The sequence below is a fragment of the Streptomyces johnsoniae genome, assembly GCF_031845565.1.
Taxonomy (GTDB): Bacteria; Actinomycetota; Actinomycetes; order Streptomycetales; family Streptomycetaceae; genus Streptomyces; species Streptomyces johnsoniae.
In genome coordinates this window covers 20,069-43,761 of record NZ_JAVREV010000014.1, presented here as the reverse complement: position 1 = coordinate 43,761, position 23,693 = coordinate 20,069, and the positions used below count along the sequence as shown (strand labels likewise).

The 23,693-nt window shown below is 72.9% G+C and carries 15 protein-coding genes; 7 read left to right on the top strand and 8 right to left on the bottom strand.

Annotated elements, in window-relative coordinates:
- Positions 1–74 precede the first annotated feature (74 nt).
- The gene (ftsX, locus tag RM779_RS23220; protein WP_077061096.1) at positions 75–989 is read right to left on the bottom strand and encodes a permease-like cell division protein FtsX; all 915 of its coding nucleotides are present in this window, start codon (positions 987–989) and stop codon (positions 75–77) included.
- Positions 990–1,030: 41 nt separating this feature from the next.
- Complete coding sequence (gene ftsE, locus RM779_RS23215) at positions 1,031–1,720, bottom strand: cell division ATP-binding protein FtsE (protein WP_077061095.1); 690 nt, start codon at positions 1,718–1,720, stop codon at positions 1,031–1,033.
- A gap of 188 nt (positions 1,721–1,908) precedes the next feature.
- On the opposite strand from ftsE, the gene RM779_RS23210 reads away from it, so the two are divergent.
- Positions 1,909–2,103 carry a hypothetical protein gene (locus tag RM779_RS23210; RefSeq protein WP_311619684.1) on the top strand — a complete coding sequence of 65 codons (195 nt, stop codon included), beginning with the start codon at positions 1,909–1,911 and terminating at the stop codon, positions 2,101–2,103.
- A gap of 114 nt (positions 2,104–2,217) precedes the next feature.
- Here the strand turns inward: RM779_RS23210 and RM779_RS23205 are convergent, their stop codons facing one another.
- From RM779_RS23205 to RM779_RS23190, 4 genes are all read right to left on the bottom strand, one after another.
- Positions 2,218–3,036, bottom strand: coding sequence for an LPXTG cell wall anchor domain-containing protein (locus RM779_RS23205; RefSeq protein WP_311619683.1), 819 nt, complete (start codon positions 3,034–3,036; stop codon positions 2,218–2,220).
- Between the two features lie 230 nt (positions 3,037–3,266).
- Positions 3,267–4,373, bottom strand: a complete 1,107-nt coding sequence (gene prfB, locus RM779_RS23200; protein WP_311619682.1) for a peptide chain release factor 2 — start codon at positions 4,371–4,373, stop codon at positions 3,267–3,269.
- Positions 4,374–4,396: 23 nt separating this feature from the next.
- Positions 4,397–5,665, bottom strand: coding sequence for a serine/threonine-protein kinase (locus tag RM779_RS23195; protein WP_311619681.1), 1,269 nt, complete (start codon positions 5,663–5,665; stop codon positions 4,397–4,399).
- Positions 5,666–5,780: 115 nt separating this feature from the next.
- Positions 5,781–7,520 (bottom strand): serine/threonine-protein kinase, encoded by a 1,740-nt coding sequence (locus RM779_RS23190; RefSeq protein WP_311619680.1) that lies wholly within the window; start codon positions 7,518–7,520, stop codon positions 5,781–5,783.
- A 368-nt stretch (positions 7,521–7,888) separates the two neighbouring features.
- Between RM779_RS23190 and RM779_RS23185 the strand changes: the two genes are divergently transcribed.
- From RM779_RS23185 to RM779_RS23165, 5 genes are all read left to right on the top strand, one after another.
- Positions 7,889–10,399, top strand: coding sequence for an FHA domain-containing protein (locus RM779_RS23185; RefSeq protein WP_311619679.1), 2,511 nt, complete (start codon positions 7,889–7,891; stop codon positions 10,397–10,399).
- 255 nt (positions 10,400–10,654) lie between these two features.
- A complete protein-coding gene (locus RM779_RS23180) occupies positions 10,655–12,025 on the top strand; it encodes an ABC transporter substrate-binding protein (protein WP_311619678.1) in 1,371 nt (456 codons plus the stop codon).
- A gap of 29 nt (positions 12,026–12,054) precedes the next feature.
- Positions 12,055–13,356: an ABC transporter permease gene (locus RM779_RS23175; RefSeq protein ID WP_311619677.1), complete on the top strand. Its 1,302-nt coding sequence runs from the start codon at positions 12,055–12,057 to the stop codon at positions 13,354–13,356.
- Positions 13,353–14,279, top strand: a complete 927-nt coding sequence (locus RM779_RS23170; protein ID WP_394813370.1) for a carbohydrate ABC transporter permease — start codon at positions 13,353–13,355, stop codon at positions 14,277–14,279. The genes RM779_RS23175 and RM779_RS23170 overlap by 4 nt, the downstream gene beginning before the upstream one ends.
- Before the next feature lie 228 nt (positions 14,280–14,507).
- Positions 14,508–16,778, top strand: coding sequence for a bifunctional glycosyltransferase/CDP-glycerol:glycerophosphate glycerophosphotransferase (locus RM779_RS23165; RefSeq protein WP_311619676.1), 2,271 nt, complete (start codon positions 14,508–14,510; stop codon positions 16,776–16,778).
- Here RM779_RS23165 and RM779_RS23160 read toward each other — a convergent pair.
- On the bottom strand, positions 16,763–17,647 hold the full coding sequence (locus tag RM779_RS23160; protein ID WP_311619675.1) for a class I SAM-dependent methyltransferase: 885 nt from the start codon (positions 17,645–17,647) through the stop codon (positions 16,763–16,765). The genes RM779_RS23165 and RM779_RS23160 overlap by 16 nt on opposite strands.
- A gap of 146 nt (positions 17,648–17,793) precedes the next feature.
- On the opposite strand from RM779_RS23160, the gene RM779_RS23155 reads away from it, so the two are divergent.
- Positions 17,794–18,414, top strand: a complete 621-nt coding sequence (locus tag RM779_RS23155; protein WP_077061086.1) for a helix-turn-helix domain-containing protein — start codon at positions 17,794–17,796, stop codon at positions 18,412–18,414.
- A 79-nt stretch (positions 18,415–18,493) separates the two neighbouring features.
- Here RM779_RS23155 and RM779_RS23150 read toward each other — a convergent pair whose 3' ends face one another.
- Positions 18,494–23,458 (bottom strand): NAD-glutamate dehydrogenase, encoded by a 4,965-nt coding sequence (locus tag RM779_RS23150; RefSeq protein ID WP_311619674.1) that lies wholly within the window; start codon positions 23,456–23,458, stop codon positions 18,494–18,496.
- Positions 23,459–23,693: the final 235 nt, after the last annotated feature.

Here is a 23,693-nt window from a genome sequence, read left to right as displayed (position 1 = left end):
GGAGTGTAGGACACATCCCGGGGGCGTACGGGAGATGAACATCACGGCAGGGCGGGGAAAAAATCACACCCCTCTTACACCTTCAGGTACTTGCGCAGCGCGAAGAAAGCTGCAATGGACGGCATCAGCGCGCCCACGACCAGGACGAACGGCAGCACCGAGAGCACCGCGTCCCAGCCGATGAAGTCGATCGCCGGAATCCGTTCCGCGAGGAAGTTGTTGATGGCGAAGTACTTGACGCCGACCAGCAGCAGGCAGGCGAACACCGCGCCCAGCATGCCCGCGATCGTCGCCTCCAGGATGAACGGCAGCTGGATGTAGAAGCTGGAGGCGCCGACCAGCCGCATGATGCCGGTCTCGCGGCGGCGGCTGAACGCGGAGACACGCACGGTGTTGACGATCAGCAGCAGCGCGACCACCAGCATCAGCGCCATCAGGCCGAGCGCCGCGTAGTTGACGCCGTTCAGCAGGTTGAAGAGGTTTTCCAGCAGCGAGCGCTGGTCGGTCACCGACTGGACGCCGTCGCGGCCGGCGAACGCCGAGGAGATGACGTCGTACTTCGTCGGGTCCGTCAGCTTGACCCGCAGCGACTCCTGCATCTGGTCCGGGGTCACCACCGCGGCGATCGGTGACTCCTTCTGCTGCTCCTGATAGTGCTCGTACGCCTCCTCGGCCGTCTCGTGGTAGACCTCCTCGACGAGATTGTGCTCCCGCAGCTCCGCTTCCAGCTCCTCCTTCTGCTCCTCGGTGACCGCGCCGCGCGAGCAGTTGGGGTCGCCGGACTCGGCGTCGTTGGCGTTGCAGAGGAAGATCGACACCTCGACCCGGTCGTACCAGTAGTCCTCCATGCTGTTGACCTGCTCGCGGGCGAGCAGGGAGCCGCCGAGCAGCGCCAGCGATAGGGCGACGGAGACGATGACCGCGAAGGTCATCGTGACGTTGCGGCGGAGACCGACGCCGATCTCCGACAGGACGAAGTGGGCGCGCATGGCGTCCTTTCAGTACTCGGTCGATACCCGGTGAGAACCGGTCAGTGCTGATAGCCGTAGACGCCGCGGGACTGGTCGCGCACCAGCCGTCCCCGTTCAAGCTCGATCACGCGCTTGCGCATCTGGTCGACGATCTGGGAGTCGTGGGTCGCCATGACCACGGTGGTGCCGGTGCGGTTGATGCGGTCGAGGAGCTTCATGATGCCCACGGAGGTCTGCGGGTCCAGGTTGCCCGTCGGCTCGTCGGCGATCAGCAGCATGGGGCGGTTGACGAACGCCCGTGCGATGGCGACGCGTTGCTGCTCACCGCCGGACAGCTCGCCCGGCATCCGGTCGTCCTTGCCGCCGAGTCCGACGAGATCGAGGACCTCGGGAACAGTCTTGCGGATCTGGCCGCGCGACTTGCCGATGACTTCGAGGGCGAACGCGACGTTCTCCCCCACCGTCTTGTTGGGCAGCAGCCGGAAGTCCTGGAAGACGGTGCCCAGTTTGCGGCGCACCTGCGGCACCTTCCAGTTGGACAGCCGCCCGAGGTCCTTGCCGAGCACGTGCACCGTGCCGATGCTCGCCCGCTCCTCGCGGAGAACGAGCCGCAGGAACGTGGACTTGCCGGAGCCGGAGGAGCCGACGAGGAAGACGAACTCCCCCCGCTGGATCTCCAGCGAGACGTCGTGCAGCGCCGGCGCGTTCTGCCGGGGGTACGTCTTGGAGACGTTGTCGAATCGGATCACGGTTACACCATGTCGTGGCCGGGTACATGCGAAGGACTCCCTCCGCGCTGGGGCAGACCATACGCGAAGCGACGCGCGGTCCGCAGGCAGCGTCCCAAGCCATCCCCTTTGTCCCCATCAGGGTTCTGCGCCCGCCCCCGGAGCCTGGCACAGTAGAGAGCGAGGGGGAGATGAGAGGAGACGATCGCATGATCGCCGACTGGCTTGTGTGCGCAAACTGCGCGGGGCGGGTGAGCGAGGGCCGCTGTGGCGTCTGCCGGGCCGAGCTGGCCCGCCTGCGTGAGGAGCGCAGGCCATGGGCGGCCCTGGGCAGCCCGGCGGCGCTGGTCGCCCTGCTGCTGACGCTGGCCGCCGTCGCCTTCCTGGCGACACGGCCCGCCTAGATCACGGCCTGAGGCCCACGGACACGACGAACGGGCCCGGAGCAACGCATTGCTCCGGGCCCGTTACGTTGTGCTGTGCTGTGCTGCGTCGTGCTGTGGACTACCGTCCCCGCATCAGGCGGGGGTGGCGCCCTTGTTGATCAGACGCGGCAGGTAACGGAAGCCGACGCCACCGGCGATCATGGTCGCGGCACCGACGATCAGCAGGGCCTGGTTGGTCGAGGAGCCGGTCTCGGCCAGTTCCTCGCCGCCCTCCTCCTCGGCCGGCACCTGGTCGGTGATCTCCTCGGTCGGGTCGTCCTGCTCGATCGGGCTGCTGCCACCCTCGGTGTCGGGGTCGAGGCCGCCGGTGCCGCCCTCGTTCACGCCCTGGACGCTGCCGCCCTGGTCGTCGTCGCCGTCGTCGCCGTCCTGGCCACCCTGGTCGCCGTCAACGCCGCCCTCGTCGCCGTCCTGACCGCCCTGGTCGCCGTCCTGACCGCCCTGGTCGCCGTCCTGGCCACCCTGGTCGCCGTCCTGACCGCCCTGGTCGCCGTCCTGACCGCCCTGGTCGCCGTCCTGGCCACCCTGGTCGCCGTCCTGACCGCCCTGGTCGCCGTCAACGCCGCCCTCGTCGCCGTCAACGCCGCCCTCGTCGCCGTCAACGCCGCCCTCGTCGCCGTCGACACCGCCCTCGTCGCCGTCAACGCCGCCCTGGTCGCCGCCGCCTTCCTCGTTACCACCCTCGGCGCCCTCGACGAGGCCGAGGACCCCGCCTTCGTTGCCCTCGACGATGCCCACGATGGTGTTCGCCTGGACATCGGCCGGAGCCTTCGGGCTGCTCGCCGGGTCACTCGCAGAAGCGGTGCCGACGACGGCGAGCGACGCCCCCGCCGCGAAGACCGCGGCCGCGGCCACGCGCGCCATGTTGGCCCGGGTCTTGGGACTGGCCATGTATCCACTACCCCCTGTAGCTGTTCGTTAGGTGACAATGTCCCTGTATCTGGGGCAGCCTCGCGCAAGGGCAGCGGGGCGGCAGGGGATCTCCTGTGACTCACTGGCCCCTCGCACGACACGCACCCCAGATCATAGGCATGCCAGGCGAACAGCTTTCCCGCTGAACGGACAGGCGTCAAGCATGATGTCCACTAAACGCCGGACTGACGGTGGAAGTTGTGTGATGGTTACTTCTCGCGCTGTTTCCGCCACCGGATTCCGGCTTCGAGGAAGTCGTCGATATCCCCGTCCAAAACGCCCTGCGGGTTTCCGACTTCATGTTCCGTACGCAGGTCCTTGACCATCTGGTATGGCTGGAGAACGTAGCTGCGCATCTGGTTCCCCCAGGAGTTGCCTCCATCGCCCTTCAGGGCGTCCATCTTCGCCTGCTCCTCCGCGCGCTGGTGCGCCAGCAGCCGGGCCTGGAGGACGCGCATGGCGGCCGCGCGGTTCTGGATCTGGGACTTCTCGTTCTGGCAGGACACGACGATGCCGGTCGGGAGGTGAGTCATCCGCACCGCCGAGTCCGTGGTGTTGACGGACTGGCCGCCCGGGCCCGAGGAGCGGAAGACGTCCACCCGGATCTCGTTCTCCGGGATCTCGATGTGGTCGGTCTGCTCCACCACCGGCAGCACCTCGACGCCCGCGAACGAGGTCTGGCGGCGCCCCTGGTTGTCGAACGGGGAGATGCGCACCATCCGGTGGGTGCCCTGCTCGACCGACAGCGTGCCGTACGCGTAGGGCGCCTTGACCGTGAACGTCGTGGACTTGATCCCGGCCTCCTCCGCGAAGGAGGTGTCGAGCACCTCGGTCGAGTAGCCGCGGCGCTCCGCCCAGCGCAGGTACATGCGCTGCAACTGCTCGGCGAAGTCGGCCGCGTCCACGCCGCCGGCCTCCGCGCGGATGGACACCATGGCCTCACGCTGGTCGTACTCGCCGGACAGCAGGGTCCTGACCTCCAGCTCGGCCACCGCCTTCTGCACGGCCTCCAGCTCGGCCTCGGCCTCGCGCCTGGCGTCGTCGTCGCTCTCCGTCTCCGCCAGCTCGAAGAGCACCTCGACGTCGTCGATGCGGCCGTGCAGCTCCTCGGTCTTGCGCAGCTGCCCCTGGAGCAGAGACAGCCGGCTGGTGACCTGCTGGGCGCTCTCGGGGTCGTCCCAGAGCGTGGGCGCGGCGGCCTGCTCCTCCAGGACGGCGATGTCCGCCCGCAGCCGGTCGAGGTCCATCACGGCCTCGATCGACTCCATGGTGGAGCTGAGGGACTTCAGAGCTTCGGATACGTCGACGACTGCCACGCCCCCAGCGTAACCGCTGCCGCTCAGGGGGCACCCGAGTCGTCCGGCTGCTCCACGCCAGGCCCGGCGGGGCCGAGGCCGTCGGCCCCGTCATCCTCGCCGCCGGAGAACAGCAGCCATCCGCCCAGGGCGCCCGCCCCCAGCAGCCCCGCGGCGGTCACCGCGAGCCGCCGCCTGCGGCGTGCCGCCGCGCCGTGCCGGGCGGAGCCCGCCCGCGGCTGGCCGACCGGCCTGATGACGCGCGCCGTGCCGTGCGCGCCCCCGGCCAGCTCGTCCGCGTCCGGCACGCGCATCCGGGTGTGGGTGGCGCGCTCGGAGTCGGGGGCGGCGCCGCGGACGAGCGGCACCGCCGCGCGGGCCGGGGTGCCGGGCGCGGCGGCCGGGTCCGTGGCGTCGACGGCCGCTTCCGCCGCCCCGTCCGCCCGGCCCGCGCCGTCGGCGGGGGCCGGGTCGCCGAGGTCGAGTGGCGGCAGCTCTTCGAGCGCGGGCAGCAGCTCGCGCAGCCGCGAGGCCAGCTCGACGGCGCGCAGCCGCGAGGCGGGCGCCTTGGCCAGGCACTGCTGCATCAGCTCCCACAGGTCGCGCGGGATACCGGGCAGCTCGGCCGCGGTTTCTGTGACCTGCCGCCGCAGCACCGCGCCGGGGTGGCCGCCGCCGAACGGCGTGAACCCGGCCAGCAGTTCGTACAGCACGGTGATCAGCGCGTAGATGTCCACGGCCGCGCGGGGCGGGAGGCCCTCGACGATCTCGGGGGCCATGTAGTCGGGGGTGCCGACGACGCCGCCCTTGCCGCCGTGCCGCGGCTCGTCGATGAGCTTGGCGACGCCGAAGTCGGTGAGCAGCGCACGCGTCCTGGGTGTGGTGGTGTCGAGCAGGATGTTCTCCGGCTTGACGTCGCGGTGCACGATGCCCGCGGCGTGGGCGACCGCGAGGCCGCCGGCCACCTCGGCGACGATCGCCACGGCCGCGTGCGGGCGCAGGCGGCGCTCGCGCTCCAGGTGACTGCGCAGGTCGGGGCCGCGGACGAGGTCCATCACCAGGGCGATGTCGCGGGCGTCGGGGCCCCCTATGACCAGGTCGTGGACGCCCACGATGTTGGGGTGCTCCAGGCCGAGGAGCGTGTGCCGCTCGTGGGCGAAGCGCTCGGCGAGGTCGGGGTCCGCGGCGAGATCCTCGCGCAGCACCTTCACGGCGACGGGGCCTGAAGGACCCTCGCCGAGCCACACCGTTCCGGCGCTGCCGCGGCCGAGCACGCGGTGGGTGGTGTAGTGGCTGCCGATGTTCCGTGCCATGGCGTGAGGCTACGACGCCGCTGTGACACCAACGGCGGCCCGGCGCCCGGGTTGCCCGGTTTTACTCGCATGCCCCGCTGAAATTACCCCCTCGGAAGTCGATAAATCTCCGAGGTCATTCGCTATTCGGGATGTTCTCCTGGATCTCTTCGCCCTGCCGCTGGGCTTCGTCGATGAGTCCCATCCATTCGCGGACGTCGTCGAACCACTCCGTCACGGTGTCCCAGAAACTCCGGCCGTCGGCAATCCAGTCCTGGAGCGGTGTGAAGTTCCACACAAGAAAGCCGATGATCACCAGGATCAGCACCATGAACAGGCAGCCCTTCAGGCAGCCGAGTCCCGGAATCCGCATGGGGTTTGCGCTGCGTGACCGCCGCGGCTCGCGCGGCTCGCGGCGCGGCCGCTCCTCCCGGCGGCGGGGCTGCGGCTCCTGGTAGGGCGGCGGAACGGGCCGCTGATACTGCTGCGGCTGCGGCTGCGGGTATTGCTGGGGCGGGGGCTGCGGCTGCTGGTACTGCTGCTGCTGATAGCCGTACTGCGGGGGCTGCGCCTGCTGCGGCGGCGGAACGGGCCGCCGCTGCGGGCGGCGCTGCGGCGGCTGCTGCGGCTGGCGGCGGGGGGCGCGGTACAGGGGGTCCTGCGCCGGGTCCACCGGCTGCACGCGGGTCGGTTCGTTGCGGTCGCGCGCGGCCCGCATCTGGTCCTGCCAGGGGTGCGGCCCGTCCGGCTCGGAGGCGCCCGGCATCGGCATGGCCCGGGTGGAGTCGAGGCCGGGATCGGGCGAACCCTGCGGCGGCAGCACGCCGGTGGCGGCGAACGGGTCGGCGCCACCCGCACCGCCGGCGCCGCCCGAGCCGCCGGGCAGCGCCTGCGTCGGCTCGGCCGAGCCGGGCGGCGAGATGCCGGTGCCCGGCACCTTCACCGGCGAGGCGTCGGGCACCAGCAGCGCGGTCACGCCGAGGGCGGCGCTGCGCTGGCGGTCGCTGGCGTTCTCGTTGATGCCGGCGGCGACCGTGCGCAGGGCGCGGGCCAGCGCGGCGGCGGCGGGCCGCTCGTCCGGGGCCTTGCGCAGGCAGCAGTCGAGCACGGTCCACAGCGGGCCTGGCATCCCGTCGGGCCGCCTCGGCTCCTCGGTGATGTGGCGCTGGAGGACCTGGAGGGTGCTGCTGCCGCTGAACGGGGGCTGCCCGGTGATCAGTTCGTACAGCACGACGCCGGCGCTGTAGATGTCGACGGCCGAGGTCTGCGCGCGGCCCTCGGCGGACTCGGGCGCCACGTAGGAGGGAGTGCCCACGAACTCGTGGGCCCGGGTGACGCCCGGGGAGTCGGCGAGCCGTGCGATGCCGAAGTCGGTGAGCATCGGGCGCAGCGGCCTGTTGTCGTCGTTCGCGCCCGCGAGCAGCACGTTGGCCGGCTTCAGGTCGCGGTGGACGACGCCCTTGGCGTGGGCGGCGGCGAGCGCGTCGGCGATCTGGGCGGTCAGCAGCGCGGCGGCGATGTGGGTGAGCGGGCCGTTCTCGTACAGGTAGCGGTGCAGGTCGGGACCGTCGATCAGGTCCATGACCAAGGCGATCACGTCGCCCTCGACGACCAGGTCGCGGGTACGGACGATGTTGTCGTGGCCGTCGCCGCCGAGCCGGAGCAGGACGGAGCGCTCCCGCAGGAAGCGCATCACGACGTCGGGGTCGTGGGCCAGCTCCTCCTTGAGGACCTTGACGGCGACCTGCTCACCCGGCTGCCCCGCGACCGCGGCCTCGTCGCCCGCGGCCTCCCGCTGGCGCCCACGCCAGACGGTGCCGGTGGCGCCGCGCCCGAGCGGCTCTTCAAGCAGGTACTTGCTGCCTACCGGCCGCACGTGTGCTCCCTGATGCTTCGCTGGTGGTGACGAGACCCGAGCCACCTACTGTAGTGGCGCCGTCCCCGGGCGGCGGAGGGCCGAGGGAACGGGGGTGCGTACGGGCAGGGACGCACCCGTGGCGTGCTCGGTTGCCGCTGGCTACCGTGGGGCGCTGTGCGGTCCGCGAAGACCGGTGCGCGGGGCGGAGTTGCCGCTCGGCACCGATCAGTTCTGGTCAGATATGACCAATCAAGATCATTAAGCGCCGGTGGCGCGACGAGCTGTCAGTGGCGGGTGCGAGGATGCTTTCAGCATCAGCATCCGATGCGACGACTCGCGCGGTCGAGACCGTGGCAGCCGGGCTGGCGAGGTGACCGGGAGGGCCGATGCCGCTTCACATCAGGTTGACCGTTCTCGGACATGGCGATGCCGCCACAGGCGTCGACGTGGAGGTCGCCGCTCCCGCCGACACCCCGCTCGACGCCGTCCTCGGCTCGCTCGCCGCCACGGTGGCGCCGGGCTCGGCCGCGCCCGGTTCTGTGTACTGCGAGGACCAGCGGCTCGACCCGCGGCAGGCCCTCCTCGGCAGGCCGCCGCTGGTGGACGGCGCGGTGCTCGCCTTCCACCGCCCGCTGGAGGGTCCCGGCCGCGAGCCCGTGCCCGCCACGCTGCTCGTCGTCTCGGGCCCCGACGCTGGTGGCGTTCACCTGCTCCGCGGCGGCGAGGCCAGGATCGGCAGATCCGCCGACGCCGACATCCCGCTCAACGACCCTGATGTCTCCCGCGTGCACTGCGCCCTCGCCCTCGCCCCCGACGGCACGGTCACGGTGACCGACCTCGGCTCCACCAACGGCACCCTGCTCAACGGCGCGCCCGTCCGGCGCGGCCCGCAGCCCGTGCGCTCCGGCTCGCTGCTGCGGCTGGGCGAGTCCGTGCTCCGCGTCGTCACGGCGGGCGCCCCGGAGCAGCCGCCGCCCGCCGCTCCCGCCGCTCCCGCCGAGCGGAGCGCCAGACGCGGCCTGACCGGCTGGGCGCTCGGGCGGCTCGGCGGGCAGGAGGCGGACGCACCGCAGGGGCCCGCGGCGGCCCCGCCGCGGGCGGAGCCCGCGGAGTCCCGCTGGCCCGATCCGGCCACGCTGCTGCTGACCGCGCTGGACGCGGGCCCGCGGCTGTGGGAGCGGAGCGCGGCGCACCCCGACGCGTTCACCGTCCGGCTCGGCACCGTCCAGCAGGCGCCCGGCGTGCTGCCCCCGGTGACGGTGGCCCTGCCGCGGGCCGGCTCCCTCGGCCTCGCCGGGCCACGGGAGCGGATCACCGGCGTGGCCCGCTCGGTGCTCGCCCAGCTCGCGGGCCTGCACCCGCCCAGCGCCCTCCAGTTGGTGGCACTGGCCGTGGACCGGGCGCGGGACTGGTCCTGGCTCGGCTGGCTGCCGCACCTGCGCCCCGCGGCGGGGCAGGACTGCCGGCTGCTGCTCGCCTTCGACCCGCGGCAGGCCGCGGCCAGGGCGCGGGAGCTGACCGAGCTGCTGGCGCGCCCGCACCCGGGCCGGCGCACGGTGGTCCTGGTCGACGGCGACCCCGGGGACGCCCAGGCCCGGGCCGCGCTCACCCGGCTGGCGGCCGAGGGCCCGGCGGCCGGGATTCATCTGCTGGTGCTCGGCGAGACCCCGCAGCCCGGCGGTCTTCCCGTGGGGCAGACGCTGGCCGCGGCCAATGTGGCGGCCCCGCTGCTGCGTTCCTGCGGCGCGGTGGCCGTGCTCAGCGGTCCCGTGGCCACGGCCCTGCGGCTGACCGGGCCCGCGGGGGACGCGGGCCCGACGGCCGGGGCGGACGCGGTGTCGCCCGCTTGGGCCGAGCGGTTCGCGCGGGCGCTCGCGCCGGTCGGCGAGGAGGTCGCGGGCGCGCCGCCGGCTCCGGCGGTGACCGCGCTGCCGGAGACCTGCCGACTGCTCGACGCCCTGGAGCTGTCCCGCGTCACGCCCACCGCCCTGCGGGAGCGGTGGTCGCGGCACTCCGGTCTGCCGCTCGTCCTGGGCACAGGGACGCAGGGCCCGGCCGCGCTCGACCTGGCGGAGGCCCGCGGCCCGCTGGCCGTCGATGGGGGCGCGGGCACGGGGCGCACGGAGCTGCTGTGCGCCCTCGCCGCCTCGCTCGCCGCCGCCCAGGAGCCGGACGCGCTGTCGCTGCTGCTGGTCGAGGGCTCCGGCGAGGGCCTGCGTCCGTGCGCCGAGCTGCCGCACGTCACCTCCTACCTGGGGGCGACGGACCCGGTGCGGATGCGCGCTTTCGCGCAGGCCCTGCGGGAGGAGCTGAAGCGGCGGGCGGCGCTGCTCGGCGAGGTGGACTTCACCGCCGCACGCCGCCGCGGCGGCCGGGTGGTGGCCCTGCGGTCCGCGGCGGAGGAGGGGGCGCCCGCCGCGGAGATCGGCGCGCTGCCCTGGCTCGTGGTCCTCGTCGACGACTACGACGCCCTGACCTCGCCCGCGCTCGGCGCCCCGGGCCGCCCGGCGGCCGGCTCGGTGGTGCGGGCGCTGGAGACGGCGGCGCGGGAGGGGCAGCGCCTCGGGGTCCGGCTGATCGCGGCCGGTGACGTCCCGGGCGCGGAGATACGCGTGGCCCTGAGCGGCCGCCCGCCGGGCCGCGCCGAGCTGCGGCCGGCCTCGGGCGCGGTGACCGCGTTCCAGGCGGGCCGGGTGACGGCCCGGATTCCGCGGACGTCGACGCTGCGGCCGACGGTGTCGCGCCTCGACTGGGCGCGCGCCGGGGACCCGCCGGCCCGGCGTCCGGTGCGCGAGCTGGGGAACGGGCCGACCGACGTGGCACTGCTGGCGAGTGCGGCGGCCCGTGCGGCGCGGACGGACCACGCGGGCCGGGCCGCCACCGCGACGCTCGTCTGAGCCGCGGGTCCCGGTCGCCCGCCAGGGCCCCGCGGCCGCGGGCCTGGCACCGCTCTGACCTCCGCTTCCGGACTTTTCCGATCATGGTCATGCCCAGCCGGTAACATGACGATCACAAAGGGGGTTTGCGCCGACGGCGGTCTTGCCGGTTCCTTCGCCACAGCGTAGGAACATTCGGCGTAGGACATGCGGCGTGGCAGGCCCTGCGCCTGGTAGGGGCGTTGCCGCACCAGAGGGGTGGTGAGGGCGGTGCTCATGCACGGTTCGGGACAGGTGTCCCGGCGGCGGGCGACTCGCGCGGCGCTGGCGGTGATCGCGGCCGGCGCGCTGACGCTGACGGCGTGCGGCGACGGGGAGACGGGAGCCGCGAGCGACGTTCCCGCGACCATCGAGCTGCCCGACCTCAGCGGCGAGCAGCTGGAGGTCGCCGCGGTGTGGACCGGTGTCGAGCGGGACAACTTCGTCCGGGTCCTGGACGAGTTCGAGGCGCGCACCGGCGCGTCGGTCAGCTACGTGCCGAGCGGGGACAATGTCTCGCAGTTCGTCGGCACCAAGATCGAGGGCGGCGCGCCGCCGGACGTGGTGATGGTGCCGCAGCCCGGCGTGCTGCACGAGTTCGCCGAAAATGGCTGGATAGCGCCGCTGGGCGACTCCGTTCAGGAGCAGTTGGACGCCAACTACACACCGGGCTGGCAGGATCTCGGCACCCACGAGGGCGTGCGGTACGGCGTCTACGTGAAGGCGGCCAACAAGTCGCTGGTCTGGTACAGCGCCACCGCGTTCGAGTACGCCGGTGTCGAACCCCCGGCGACCTGGGACGACTTCGTCACCACCGCGTGGACGCTGTGGGAGTCGGGCACGACGCCGCTCTCGGTGGCGGGCGGCGACGGCTGGACGCTGACCGACTGGTTCGAGAACATCTACCTCTCCCAGGCCGGTCCGGAGATGTACGACCGGCTGGCGGCGCACGAGATCCCGTGGACGGACCCGAGCGTCGCGGACGCGCTGACCGCGCTCGGTGAGGTGTTCGGCGAGCCGCGCCTCCTGGCGAACGGCACCAACGGCTCACTCCAGACACTGTTCCCCGACTCCGTCACCCAGACCTTCATCAACCTGACGGCGCCGGACGCCGGCATGGTGTTCGAGGCCGACTTCGTGGGCGCCGTCATCACCGACAGCACGGACGCGGTGATCGGCGAGGACGCGCTGGTCTTCCCGTTCCCCGAGGTCGGCGGGGGCGAGGCGCCGGTGGTCAGCGCGGGCGACGCCGCAGTGGCGGTGTCGCCGGACGGCAAGGCGAGCGAGGCACAGGAAGCGCTGCTCACATTCCTGGCGTCCACGGACGCGGCACGCATCTGGGCGGAGCCGGGCGGTTTCGTCTCCCCCAACAAGTCACTCGAATTCGACGCCTACCCCAACGACGTGCAGCGCGGCATCGCCGAGGCGCTGATCGACGCGGGCGACGACTTCCGGTTCGACATGTCCGACCAGACGCCGGCCGCCTTCGGCGGAACGACCGGGCAGGGCATGTGGCGTGGACTCCAGGACTTCCTGCGCAACCCGGCCGACGTCCGGGGCGCCCAGGAGTACCTGGAGTCCCAGGCGGCCGACGCCTACGGCGACTGACGGACCAGACGGACGGAGACTGACTTTCCATGGCTTCCGGCAAGGTGGCGGTGATCAAGGCACGGCCGTCGGTGGTCGCGAGCTTCCTGCTGCCCGCGCTGCTGCTGCTCGGCGCGCTGGTCGTCTACCCCATCGGGTACTCGATCTGGCGCAGCCTGTTCGATGCCTCGGGCGACTCGTACGTGGGGCTGGACAACTTCAAGGAGTTGTTCACCAACGACGGCATCAGGACGGCCCTCAAGAACAATCTGATCTGGATCGTCGTCGCGCCGACCGTGGCGACGGCGCTCGGACTGGTCTTCGCCGTGCTGACCGAGCGGATACGGTGGGCCACCGCGTTCAAGTTGATCATCTTTATGCCCATGGCGATCTCGATGCTCGCGGCGGGCATCATCTTCCGCCTCGTCTACGAGCAGAATCCGGACCGGGGTGTGGCCAACGCGGTCATGACCACGGTGCACGACTCGTTCGCCGACAGCCCCGCCTGGCCGGACGCGCAGCCGCGGCCCGATGGCCCGGTCGAGGCCCAGGAGGACGGCTCGTACCTGCTGACCTCCCCGGCCGAGGTGGGCTCCCCCGCGATGCTGCCGCTGGTCGCGGTGCCGCAGCCGGAGCTCGCGGACGCGGCGCCCGCCGCCGTGCCCCAGGCCCCGGGCGACCAGGTCACCGGCACCGTGTGGATGGACTTCACGCGGGGCGGCGGCGGCACGGATGGCGCGGTCGACCCGGAGGAGAAGGGCCTGTCCGGCATCACCGTCCAGGCGGTGGCCGACGGCGAGGTGGTCGCGGAGACCACGACGGCCGAGGACGGGACGTTCGCGCTGCCGGCCGAGGCCGACGGCGCCCAGGTGCGGCTGGCGGGCAGCGACTTCCAGGCCCCGTACAACGGCGCCGAGTGGCTGGGCCCCAGCGTCATCACCCCCGCGATCATCGGCAGTTACGTGTGGATGTGGGCGGGCTTCGCGATGGTGCTGATCGCCGCCGGGCTCGCCGGGGTGCCGCGGGACACGCTGGAGGCGGCGCGGGTGGACGGCGCCAACGAGTGGCAGGTCTTCCGGCGCATCACCGTCCCGCTGCTCGCCCCCGTGCTCGCGGTGGTCATGGTGACGCTGATGATCAACGTGCTGAAGATCTTCGACCTGGTCTACATCATCGCGCCCACCTCAACACAGGACGAGGCGAACGTGCTGGCCCTCCAGCTGTACCTGTCGTCCTTCGGCACCGATTCGCACCAGGGCGTCGGCAGCGCCATCGCGGTGTTCCTGCTGGTTCTGGTGCTGCCGGTGATGATCATCAACGTACGCAGGCTGCGACGGGAGAACCAGCGGTGACCGCTCCCACCAAGACCGCCCAACTGCCGGACCCGGCCCGGGTCCCGTCGTCCGAGGCCGGCGGGCCGCCCCGGCCATCGGTCGTCTCGCGGCTGGCCTCCTTCGCCGCCGGCGGCACGGTGCGGGTCGTCCTCGTCGTGCTCGCCGTGGTGTGGCTGCTGCCCACGGCCGGTCTCTTCGCGTCGTCCTTCCGCGACTCGCGGGACATCGCGTCGACCGGCTGGTGGGAAGTCCTGACCGATCTCGACCAGTTGACCTGGTCGAACTACGACGCCCTGCTGTCGAACGACAACTTCACCGGATCGATATGGACCAGCGTGGTCATCACCGTGCCGTCCACGTTCCTGGTGGTCGTGCTGGGCGCGCTGGCCGCCTACGCGTTCGCCTGGCTGGACTTCCCGGGCCGCGACTGGTGGTTCCTGGTGGTCGTGGCCCTGCTGGTGGTCCCGGTGCAGGTGGCGCTGATCCCGGTGGCGCGGCTGTTCAACACCCTGGGCATCTTCGAGACCAACCTCGGCGTCATCTTCTTCCACACCGCGTTCGGACTCCCGTTCGCCGTCTTCCTCCTGCGGAACTTCTTCGCCGAGATCCCGCGCGAGCTACTGGAGGCCGCGCGCCTGGACGGGGCGGGCGAGGTGCGGCTCTTCACCCGCGTCGTGCTGCCGCTCGGCGGCCCGGCCATCGCGGCGCTGGCCATCTTCCAGTTCATGTGGGTGTGGAACGACATGCTGGTGGCCCTGATCTTCGCCGACTCGGGCTCGCCGCCCATGACGGTGGCGCTCCAGCAGGAGATGCGGCAGTTCGGCAGCAACTTCGACGTGCTCGCCCCGGGCGCGTTCCTGACCATGCTGATCCCGCTGGCCATCTTCTTCGCCTTCCAGCGGCAGTTCGTGTCCGGCGTGATGGCGGGCGCCGTGAAGTGAGCCGCCGGTGAGCCGCCGGTGAGGCGCGGGCGGAGGCGGTGAGCGGAGGCGGCGGGCGGAGGCGGCGGGCCACGACGGCGGGCCGCCTCCGCCGAACGGGGGAAAACGCCCGGTGCGGCAGCCCCGACACCTCCGGCGTCCCGGGAAACAGCCCGCCGAGAAGCGATTGTCGGATGGTCCGTGTAATCGATCCGATGCGCTGTCCCCGGCTGCCCCCTGGATGTCACCGTGCCCCGCTTCAGCATCATCGTCCCCGCCCACCAGGTGCAGGCGTACCTCCCCGCCTGCCTGACGTCCGTGCTCTCCCAGGACTTCCAGGACGTCGAACTGATCGCGGTGGACGACGCCTCGCCGGACGCCTGCCGCGACATCATCGCCGAAACCGCCGCGGCCGACCCCCGCGTCACCGGGCTGCGGCTGCCCCGCACCGCGGGCCCTGGCCCCGCCCGCAACGCGGGACTCGACCACGCCAGCGGCGACTACCTGCTCTTCCTCGACGGCGACGACACCCTCACCCCCGGCGCCCTGGCCGCCATCGCCGCGCGCCTGGCCGCCACCGGCGACCCGCAGTTGCTGCTGTTCGGCCACGCCCGCGCCGCCTGGCACGGCGCCGTCACCCCGGGCACCCCGCCGGGCGCGCTCGCCGAACGCGGGCCGCGCACGTTCACCCTCGCCGAACGCCCCGCCCTGCTGCGCCTGCCGCCCGTCGCCTGGGCCGCCGCCTACCGCCGCGACCTGATCGACGGGCTCGACCTGCGCTTTCCGCCCGGCCACTACCAGGACCTGCCCTTCGTCTACCCGGCCCTGACCGCCGCCGTCTCGGTGGCCGTACTCGACCGCCCCTGCGTGCACCACCGCGTGCGCCGCACCGGCGGCCGGGCGCGCGCCGCGGGCCGCGGCCACCTCGACGTCCTCACCCAGTACGACCGCGTCTTCGCTCAGCTGGCCACGCTGCCGGGCGGCGACCGCTGGCGCGCCGCGATCCACCGCCGCATGGTCGACCACCTCACCGCCGTCTACCGCGCGCCCGGGCGGCTGCCCGCCGCCGACCGCGCCGAGTTCTTCCGGCGCTCAGGCGCCCTGTGCCGCAGGCACCGGGCCGCCGCGGGCGCGACCGCCCTGGGCAGGCGGCGCCGCGCCGCCGGCCTGCGGCAGCTGCTGCTGCGCCTCGGCGCCCGCCGGGCCTTCCACCTGCTGCTCTCCGTCCACCGCGTGGCCGGCCGGCTCCGCGCCCGGACCCGCGGCCGACTGCGCGGCCGGCTGCTGCGCGTGCACTACCGGTTCCAGCTGCGCCGCCCGCTCGACCGCAAGCTCGCCGTCTTCAGCACGGAAAGCGGCGGCTACACCGGGCACCCGGCCGCGATCGAGGCCAAGCTCCGCGAACTCGCCCCGGCCGTCCGCACCGCCTGGATCACCCGGCCGGACCCGGGCCCCGGGCCGCTGCCCGAGGGCGTACCCGCGCTGACGCCCGGCACCCGCCGCTACCTCCGCGCGGTGGCGCGCGCCCGCTACCTGGTGAGCGACGGCGCGTTCCCCGACGCGCTGGTCAAGCGCCCGGGACAGCTGCGTCTCCAGACCCACGGCGGCACCCCACTGGCCCACGTCGGCCTCGACGTCCCGCACCGCGGCTTCCCGCACCGCGACATCCCGCACCGCGACATCCCGCGCCTGCTGCGTCAGATCGACCGCTGGGACTACTGCCTGTCCGCCAACCGCCACACCACCCTCGCCTGGGAGGGCGCCTACCCCGCCACCTACCTGACGCTGGAGTACGGCTCGCCGCGCGCCGACGTCTTCCACACGGCGACGGCCGCCGACGTGCTGCGCGTCCGCGCCGGGCTCGGCATCCCCGAGGGCGTGCTGGCCGTGCTGTACGCGCCCGCGCGGCGCGGATACGACCGCGGGCACCTGCCGGGCGTCGACCCGGCGCGGCTGGCCCGCGATCTCGGGCCCGGCTTCCTGCTGCTGCTCCGCGCCCCGGGCGGCGCCGGCGCCGCGGGGTACGGGCACACCGGCGCGGGCGTGCTGGATGTGACCGCGCACCCGCGAATCGAGGAACTGTGCCTCGCCGCCGACGCCCTGGTCACCGACTACGCACCCGTGCTGTTCGACTACGCGGGCCTCGACCGGCCGATCATCCTGCACGCCGACGACTGGGAGGTGTACCGGGCCGTGCACGGTGTATACCTGGACCTGCCCGCCGCCGCCCCGGGGCCCGTGACCCGCACGCAGGAGGAGCTGACGGCGGTCCTGACCGGCCACCGGCTGTGGACCGACCCGCGCGGCGCGGCGCGACGAGCAGCGTTCCGGCGGCAGTTCTGCCCGTACGCCGACGGCTTCGCCGCCGAACGCGTGGTCCGGCAGGTCTTCCTCGGCGGCCGGTGCGTGCCGCCCGCCGTGCCGCCCGAGGCCCGCCGCCCCGCGCCGGGCGCGGTGGCGCTGCGGGCCGCGGGCGCGCCCCGGCCCCGCTCCGCGCGCCCCGCCTACAGCGGCCGCTGAGCGGTGTGCACGGTGACGGCGGTGAGGTAGAACGCGTCCTGGCGCCTGAGGATGCTCTCCGCCGCCTCGGGGTCGGTCAGCACCTCCAGAGCGCCGCGGTCCTCGGCGTCCAGCCGGTCGCCGCACCCGTGGAGCAGCCGGACCAGGCGCCCGTGCAGGTGGGCGCGGGCCGCGCCGCCGAGCGGAGCGGGCGTGTCGACGAGGAACGTGCGGCTGAGCGCGCCGGTCAGGCCGGCCGAGACCAGCATCCCGGGCCAGTCCTCGACGGTCTCGGTCCGGCCGGGCAGCTCCTCGCGCATCTGCGCGAACCGTTCCTCCTCCACCGCGTCGAGTCGCGTGAGGAGTCCGGGCCGCCCGAGGCCGATGTCGCGCGGCAGGAACCGGGCGGGCAGCCCGCCCTCGACCAGCGCCAGCAGGCCGCCGGGGCGCAGGGCCGCGGCGAGCGCGGCGAGCGCCGCCCGCTGGTCGCCCAGGTGGTGCACGAAGCGGCCCGCCCAGACCAGGTCGGCGGGGCCGAGACCGGCCAGGCCGTCGCTCAGGTCGACGCTCAGGTCGGCGTGCCGGGTGTGCAGCCGGTCCGCGACGCCCGCCGCCTCGGCGCGGGCCGCGGCCCGCGCCAGCAGTCCCGGCGCGCCGTCGACGGCCACCACCTCGGCGTGTGGCAGCCGCCCGGCGAACTCGCAGGCGGCGACGCCGGGTCCGCTGCCCACGTCCAGGACACGGCGGGCGCCGGGCAGCCGTTCGGCGAGCCAGGCCACGGCCGCGGTCAGGAACGGGGACTGGATATCCGCCTCCCGCTCCAGATGGTCGCCCATGGCCTCCCAGTCGATCTCGTCGGTGGCGGCGTGGTCATGCTGATGTGCGTGCACTCGGGACTCCTCGGTTCGCACTCTCGGATCGCGCTCTCGGATCGCGCTCTCGGTTCGGCACCGCGCGGGCACCTCGTTCCGGAGCCTGCGCCCGGTCACCACTTCTTGGCAACTCGTGTTGCCGTTTGCGGGACGGATGCGCTGGAATGGCAACCATGACGGACGAGCAGCCCACGAAGATCGGCGAGGTACTCGCGGGGGTCGGCCCCCGCCTGCGGCGGGTGCGGACCGAGCGCGGCGTGACGCTGGCCGCCCTCGCGGCGGCGACCGGCATCTCCAAGAGCACCCTCTCGCGGCTGGAGTCCGGTCTGCGCAGACCCAGCCTCGAACTGCTGCTGCCGATCGCCCAGGCCCACCGGGTGCCGCTGGACGAGCTGATCGGCGCGCCGGAGACCGGCGACCCGCGGGTGCGGCTGGCGCCGCGGCAGGCGCTCGGCGGCCGGACGGTGCTGCCGCTGACGCGGCAGCCCGGCGGCCTCCAGGCGTTCAAGATGATCATTCCGGGGTCGCCGCCGGACCGGCCCGCCCCCGACCCCAGGACGCACGAGGGCTACGAGTGGCTGTACGTGCTGGCCGGGCGGCTGCGGCTGGTCCTCGCCGAGCACGACCTGGTGCTCGGGCCCGGCGAGGCCGCCGAGTTCGACACGCGGCTGCCGCACTGGTTCGGCAGCGCGGACGAACGGCCGGTGGAGATCCTCAGCCTCTTCGGCGCCCAGGGCGAACGCATGCACGTCCGCGCCCGCCCCAGCCGCCCCGGCCGCCGCTGACCCCCTGACCCCCTAACCCCCTGGTCACCTGATCCCCTGATCCCGGCGGGGCGGCCGGCCGCCCCGCCGGGCCGCGCGCCTACCGGTTGGCGCGCAGCAGGGTGCGCATCGTCCGCATCGCCACCGACAGGTTCGCCAGGTCGAAACTGTCGGAGGACTGGATCTCCCGCAGCGTCCCGCGGGCCCGGCCGATCACCGCCGCGTTCCGCTTGGACCAGTCGGCGAACCGCTCCTCCGGGGAGGAGTCCGCGTCGCCCACCGCCAGCACATCGGCGGTGATCAGCTGGTGCGCCGCGTACAGGTCCTCGCGGATCGCGGTCCTGGCCATCGACTGCCACCGGTCGGCGCGCGGCAGCTCGCTGATCCGGTCCTGGAGGCGCGAGATCCCCAGCTCGTCGCTGAGGTGGTAGTACACACGGGCCACGTCAAGCAGCTTGCGGCCGGTGCGGTCGGCGACGGCGACGATGTCCAGCGCGGGGAACGCCCCCGAGAGCCCGGCGATCTGATGCGCCAGCTCCGCGGGCACCTTGCCCGCCACCAGCTCGTCCAGCAGGGTCGCGTGCCACTCCAGGTCCTGCCCGCGCAGCAGCTTCGGCAGCTCCTCCCAGACCTGCCCGACGCGCTCGGCGAACAGGTCGATGGTGTCGGTCAGCTTCAGCGGCTGCGGGCGGTTGTTGAGCAGCCAGCGGGCGCCGCGCTCGACCAGGCGCCTGCTGTGCAGCCTGATGCGGGTGAGGAGGTCGGCCTCCACCTGGTTGTCCAGGCTCTCCACGGCGTCCCAGATGGCGGCGAGCCCGAAGATGGCGCGCGAGGCGGTGTGCGCCCGCACGACCTCCTCGGTGGAGGCGCCCGACTCCTCCTGCATGCGGTGCACGAACGAGGAGCCGCCCACGTTGACCGTGTCGTTGACCAGGAGGGTCGTGATGATCTCGCGGCGCAGCGCGTGGCCGTCGATGCGGTCGGCGAACCGTTCGTTCAGCTCCTTCGGGAAGTAGGCGTGCAGCAGCCGGCTGACGTACGGGTCGTCGGGCAGGTCGGTCCCGATCAGCTCGTCGGTGACGGCCAGCTTGGCGTACGCGAGCAGCACCGACAGCTCGGGCTCGGTCAGGCCCCGGCCGGCGGCGCGGCGCTCGCGGAACTCGTCGTCGTCCGGCAGGAATTCCAGCTCCCGGTTCAGCCTGCCGTCCTCGCCGAGCCTGCGGATGTACCGCTGGTGGGCGAGCACCAGACCCGGCGCGGTGCTCGCGCCGTTGACCAGGGCGACGTTCTGCGCGTAGTTGTTGCGCAGGACCAGCGAGCCGACCTCGTCCGTCATGCGCGCGAGCAGCTCGTTGCGCTGCTTCACGGTCAGATCGCCGTTGCCGACCACCGAGTTGAGCAGGATCTTGATGTTGACCTCGTGGTCGGAGGTGTCGACGCCCGCGCTGTTGTCGATGGCATCGGTGTTGCACCGGCCGCCCGCGAGGACGTACTCGATGCGGCCGCGCTGGGTGAGGCCCAGGTTGCCGCCCTCGCCGACGACCCTGGCGCGCAGGTCGCGGCCGTTGACACGGATCGCGTCGTTGGCCTTGTCCCCCGCGTCGGCGTGCGACTCCGACGACGCCTTCACGTAGGTGCCGATCCCCCCGTTCCACAGCAGGTCGACGGGCGCCGCGAGGATGGCCCGCATCAGCTCGGCGGGGGTCATCGCGGACACGCGGCCATCGATGCCGAGCGCGGCGCGGACCTGCGGGGTCAGCGGGATGGACTTGGCGCTGCGCGGGTGGACGCCGCCGCCCTTGGAGATCAGCGCGCTGTCGTAGTCGGCCCAGGAGGAGCGCGGCAGTGCGAACAGGCGCCTGCGCTCGGCGAAGGAACGCGCGGCATCCGGGTCCGGGTCGAGGAAGATGTGCCGGTGGTCGAACGCCGCGACCAGCCGGATGCGCTCGGACAGCAGCATCCCGTTCCCGAAGACGTCCCCCGACATGTCGCCGATGCCGGCGACGGTGAACTCCTCGGCCTGGGTGTCGTGCCCCAGCTCCCTGAAGTGCCGCTTCACCGACTCCCAGGCGCCGCGGGCGGTGATGCCCATGCCCTTGTGGTCGTAGCCGGCGGAACCGCCGGACGCGAACGCGTCGCCGAGCCAGAAGCCGTAGGAGACGGCCACCTCGTTCGCGATGTCGGAGAAGGTGGCGGTGCCCTTGTCCGCGGCGACCACGAGGTACGTGTCGTCGCCGTCGTGCCGCACCACGTCGGCGGGCGGCACGACCTGGCCGTCCACCAGATTGTCGGTGATGTCGAGCAGGCCGGAGATGAACGTGCGGTAGCAGGCGATGCCCTCGGCGAGCCAGGCATCGCGGTCGGCGGCCGGGTCGGGCAGCCGCTTGCCGACGAACCCGCCCTTGGCGCCGACGGGGACGATCACCGTGTTCTTCACCTCCTGGGCCTTCACCAGGCCCAGGATCTCGGTGCGGAAGTCCTCCCTGCGGTCCGACCAGCGCAGCCCGCCGCGGGCGACCTTGCCGAACCTGAGGTGCACGCCCTCGACCCGCGGCGAGTACACCCAGATCTCGAACGCGGGGCGGGGCTGCGGCAGTTCGGGAATGGCCTTGGGTTCGAGCTTCATCGACAGGTAGGCGTGCGGGCTGCCCGTGCTGTCCTGCTGGAAGTAGTTGGTCCGCAGGGTGGCCTTGATCACCGTCAGGAACGCCCGCAGGACGCGGTCCTCGTCCAGGTTGGCCACGTGCTCCAGGGCGCCGTCCAGCTCCTCAAGAAGCCCGTCGGTCAGCTCGCGGCCCGCGCCCTGGCGCTGCGGGGAGAGCCTGGCCTCGAAGAGGCTCACCAGCAGCCGGGTGGTGTGCGCGTTCTTCCTGAGGGTGGCCTCCATCGTCTCCTGGTTGAACCGCGCGCCCGCCTGCCACAGGTACTTGGCGTAGGCGCGCAGCACCGTCGCCTGCCGCCAGGTCAGCCCGGCGGACAGGACCAGCGCGTTGAACCCGTCGTTCTCCGCCGCCGCGGTCCAGGCCGCGGCGAACGCGTCCTGAAGCCGCTCCCTGGCGTCGCCGCCGAGACCGCCGGCCAGTTGCTCGGGGAGGCGCAGCCCGAAGTCGTAGATCCAGGCCGTCGCACCGCCCGCGGGGCGCAGCTCGTAGGGCCGCTCGTCCACGACCTCGAAGCCCAGGTACTGGAGCACGGGCAGCACGGCGGACAGCGACACCGGCTCACCGGTGCGGTAGATCTTGAACCGCCGCTCGCCAGGACCCGCGTTGACCGGCTCGTAGAGGCTGAGCGCGAAGTCGCCGTCCGCGTCGGTGCGCAGCCGGTTCACGTACTGGAGGTCGGCGACGGCGACCCGCGGCGGGAAGTCCGCCTTGTACCCCTCGGGGAACGCCCCGTGGAAGCGGCGGCCCAGCTCGGCGGCCTGCTCCTCGCCGCACTCGGCGACCAGCGCGTCGGTGAACGTGTCGTTCCAACTGCGCGACGCCTCCGCCAGCCTGGCCTCGATGCGGTCCACGTCCGCGTCGGTGAGCTCGGGCAGCTCGGTGCCCGGCTCGACGCGGATCACGAAGTGCAGCCGCGAGAGCACGCCCTCCGTGTTCCACGCGGTGAAGTCGACATTAGTGCCGTCCAGCTCCTCCATGAGGATGCCGGTCAGCCGAAGCCGCACGGACGTCGTGTATCGGTCGCGGGGCAGGTAGACCAGGGCCGAGTAGTAGCGCCCGTACTCCTCCTGCCGCAGGAACAGCCGCAGCCGGCGCCGCTCCTGGAGGTGCAGCACGGCGGTCGCGATGCTGTGCAGCGTCCTGACGGGCGTCTGGAACAGCTCGTCGCGCGGGTAGGTCTCCAGGATCTGCAACAGGTCCCGGCCGCTGTGGCTGTCGTGCGCGAAACCGGCCGCGGCCAGCACGTCGGCGACGTACCGCCGGATGACGGGGATGCGTCGCACGGTGCCGGTGTAGGCCGCGGCGGAGAACAGCCCGAGGAAGCGGCGCTCGCCGACGACGCGGCCCTGCTCGTCGAACTTCTTGACGCCGATGTAGTCCAGGTACGACCTGCGGTGCACGGTGGCCCGGCTGTTGGCCTTGGTGAGGACGAGCAGCCGCTGCTCCCTGGCCTTGGCGCGGGCGGTCGGAGAGAGGCGGCCGAAGGCCGCGGATGCGGCCGGGTCGTCGGTGTCCCGGTCGTGCTTCGGATCGGAGCGCAGGATGCCGAGCCCGGTGCCGGGGATCGCGCGCAGCGTGTCGCCGGAGCCGCCGTTGTCCTCGCGGTCCAGCTCGTACTCGCGGTAGCCAAGGAACGTGAAGTGGTCCGCGGCGAGCCAGCGGAGCAGCTCTCCCGCCTCCTCGACCTCCTCGGTGGGCAGCCGGTCCGGCAGCGCCTCCTCGGGCAGGCTCTCGGCGATGCGCAGCGCGGTGCCGCGCATCTTCTGCCAGTCCTCGACGGCCTCGCGGACATCGCTGAGCACCCGGCGCAGATCGGCCTCGATCTGCCGCAGGTCGTCGTGGTCGGTCTCGCGGTCCGTCTCCACATGGATCCACGACTCCACGATGGCGTCCTCGGGGAGGTCGTCCGGATCGTGGCTCGTGGCGGAGGGACCGAACGGATCGCGGCCGGCGTCGAGCACTTCGAGCAGGCGGCCGGTGACGTCCCGCCTGACGATGATCTGCGGGTGGATGACGAGGTGGATGCCGCGGCCCTGCCGGGACAGCTCGTTGGTGACGGAATCGACGAGGAAGGGCATGTCGTCGGTCACGATCTCGACGACCGTGTGGCTGCAGGCCCAGCCCAGCTCCTCGACGGTCGGCGTCAGCACGCGCACGTCGGCGGTGCCCTGCGGCCGGTGGGCGGCGAGCCGGTAGTGCGCGAAGGCCGCGCCGTACAGGTCGACCGGCTCCCGGTCGGCGAGGTCTTCGAGGGGGATGTAGAGGTAGTAGCGCTGGAGATAGGCGCGGATCGCCGAAGCGTCCATGCCGTGCCCGGGCGGCCCCCCTGCTGTGCCCTGCTCCGCCACGCGGGCGGCCCGTGTCAGTAGTTCGGACTTGGCTTCATCCGGCTTGGTGTGCATTGTCCTCTGGCTCCTGTGTCGCGCGCCGTTGCGTGACGTCGAGAAACGGTCACCGGGCAGCGCTGGTCCATGGATCGGCCCCGCCCGGAGATGCGGACCAGCGGCATGGCCGGCCCGGATGGCACCGGGTACCGAGAGGAGGCGGCGCCGCCTCCGGCCCGCGTCGCGGCCGATATCGCACTGATCACTGGGCCAGGCTACGCTCCGCGCTTGACGAACGCCTCACCGCCGGATG

Bases quoted from the DNA above. Each gene is read 5' to 3' on its own strand.
- RM779_RS23150 (WP_311619674.1), bottom strand. From the start codon at position 23,458: ATGCACACCAAGCCGGATGAAGCCAAGTCCGAACTACTGACACGGGCC.
- RM779_RS23155 (WP_077061086.1), top strand. From the start codon at position 17,794: ATGGCAACCATGACGGACGAGCAGCCCACGAAGATCGGCGAGGTACTC.
- ftsX (WP_077061096.1), bottom strand. From the start codon at position 989: ATGCGCGCCCACTTCGTCCTGTCGGAGATCGGCGTCGGTCTCCGCCGC.
- RM779_RS23210 (WP_311619684.1), top strand. From the start codon at position 1,909: ATGATCGCCGACTGGCTTGTGTGCGCAAACTGCGCGGGGCGGGTGAGC.
- RM779_RS23185 (WP_311619679.1), top strand. From the start codon at position 7,889: ATGCCGCTTCACATCAGGTTGACCGTTCTCGGACATGGCGATGCCGCC.
- RM779_RS23195 (WP_311619681.1), bottom strand. From the start codon at position 5,665: ATGGCACGGAACATCGGCAGCCACTACACCACCCACCGCGTGCTCGGC.
- RM779_RS23180 (WP_311619678.1), top strand. From the start codon at position 10,655: ATGCACGGTTCGGGACAGGTGTCCCGGCGGCGGGCGACTCGCGCGGCG.
- RM779_RS23205 (WP_311619683.1), bottom strand. From the start codon at position 3,036: ATGGCCAGTCCCAAGACCCGGGCCAACATGGCGCGCGTGGCCGCGGCC.
- RM779_RS23175 (WP_311619677.1), top strand. From the start codon at position 12,055: ATGGCTTCCGGCAAGGTGGCGGTGATCAAGGCACGGCCGTCGGTGGTC.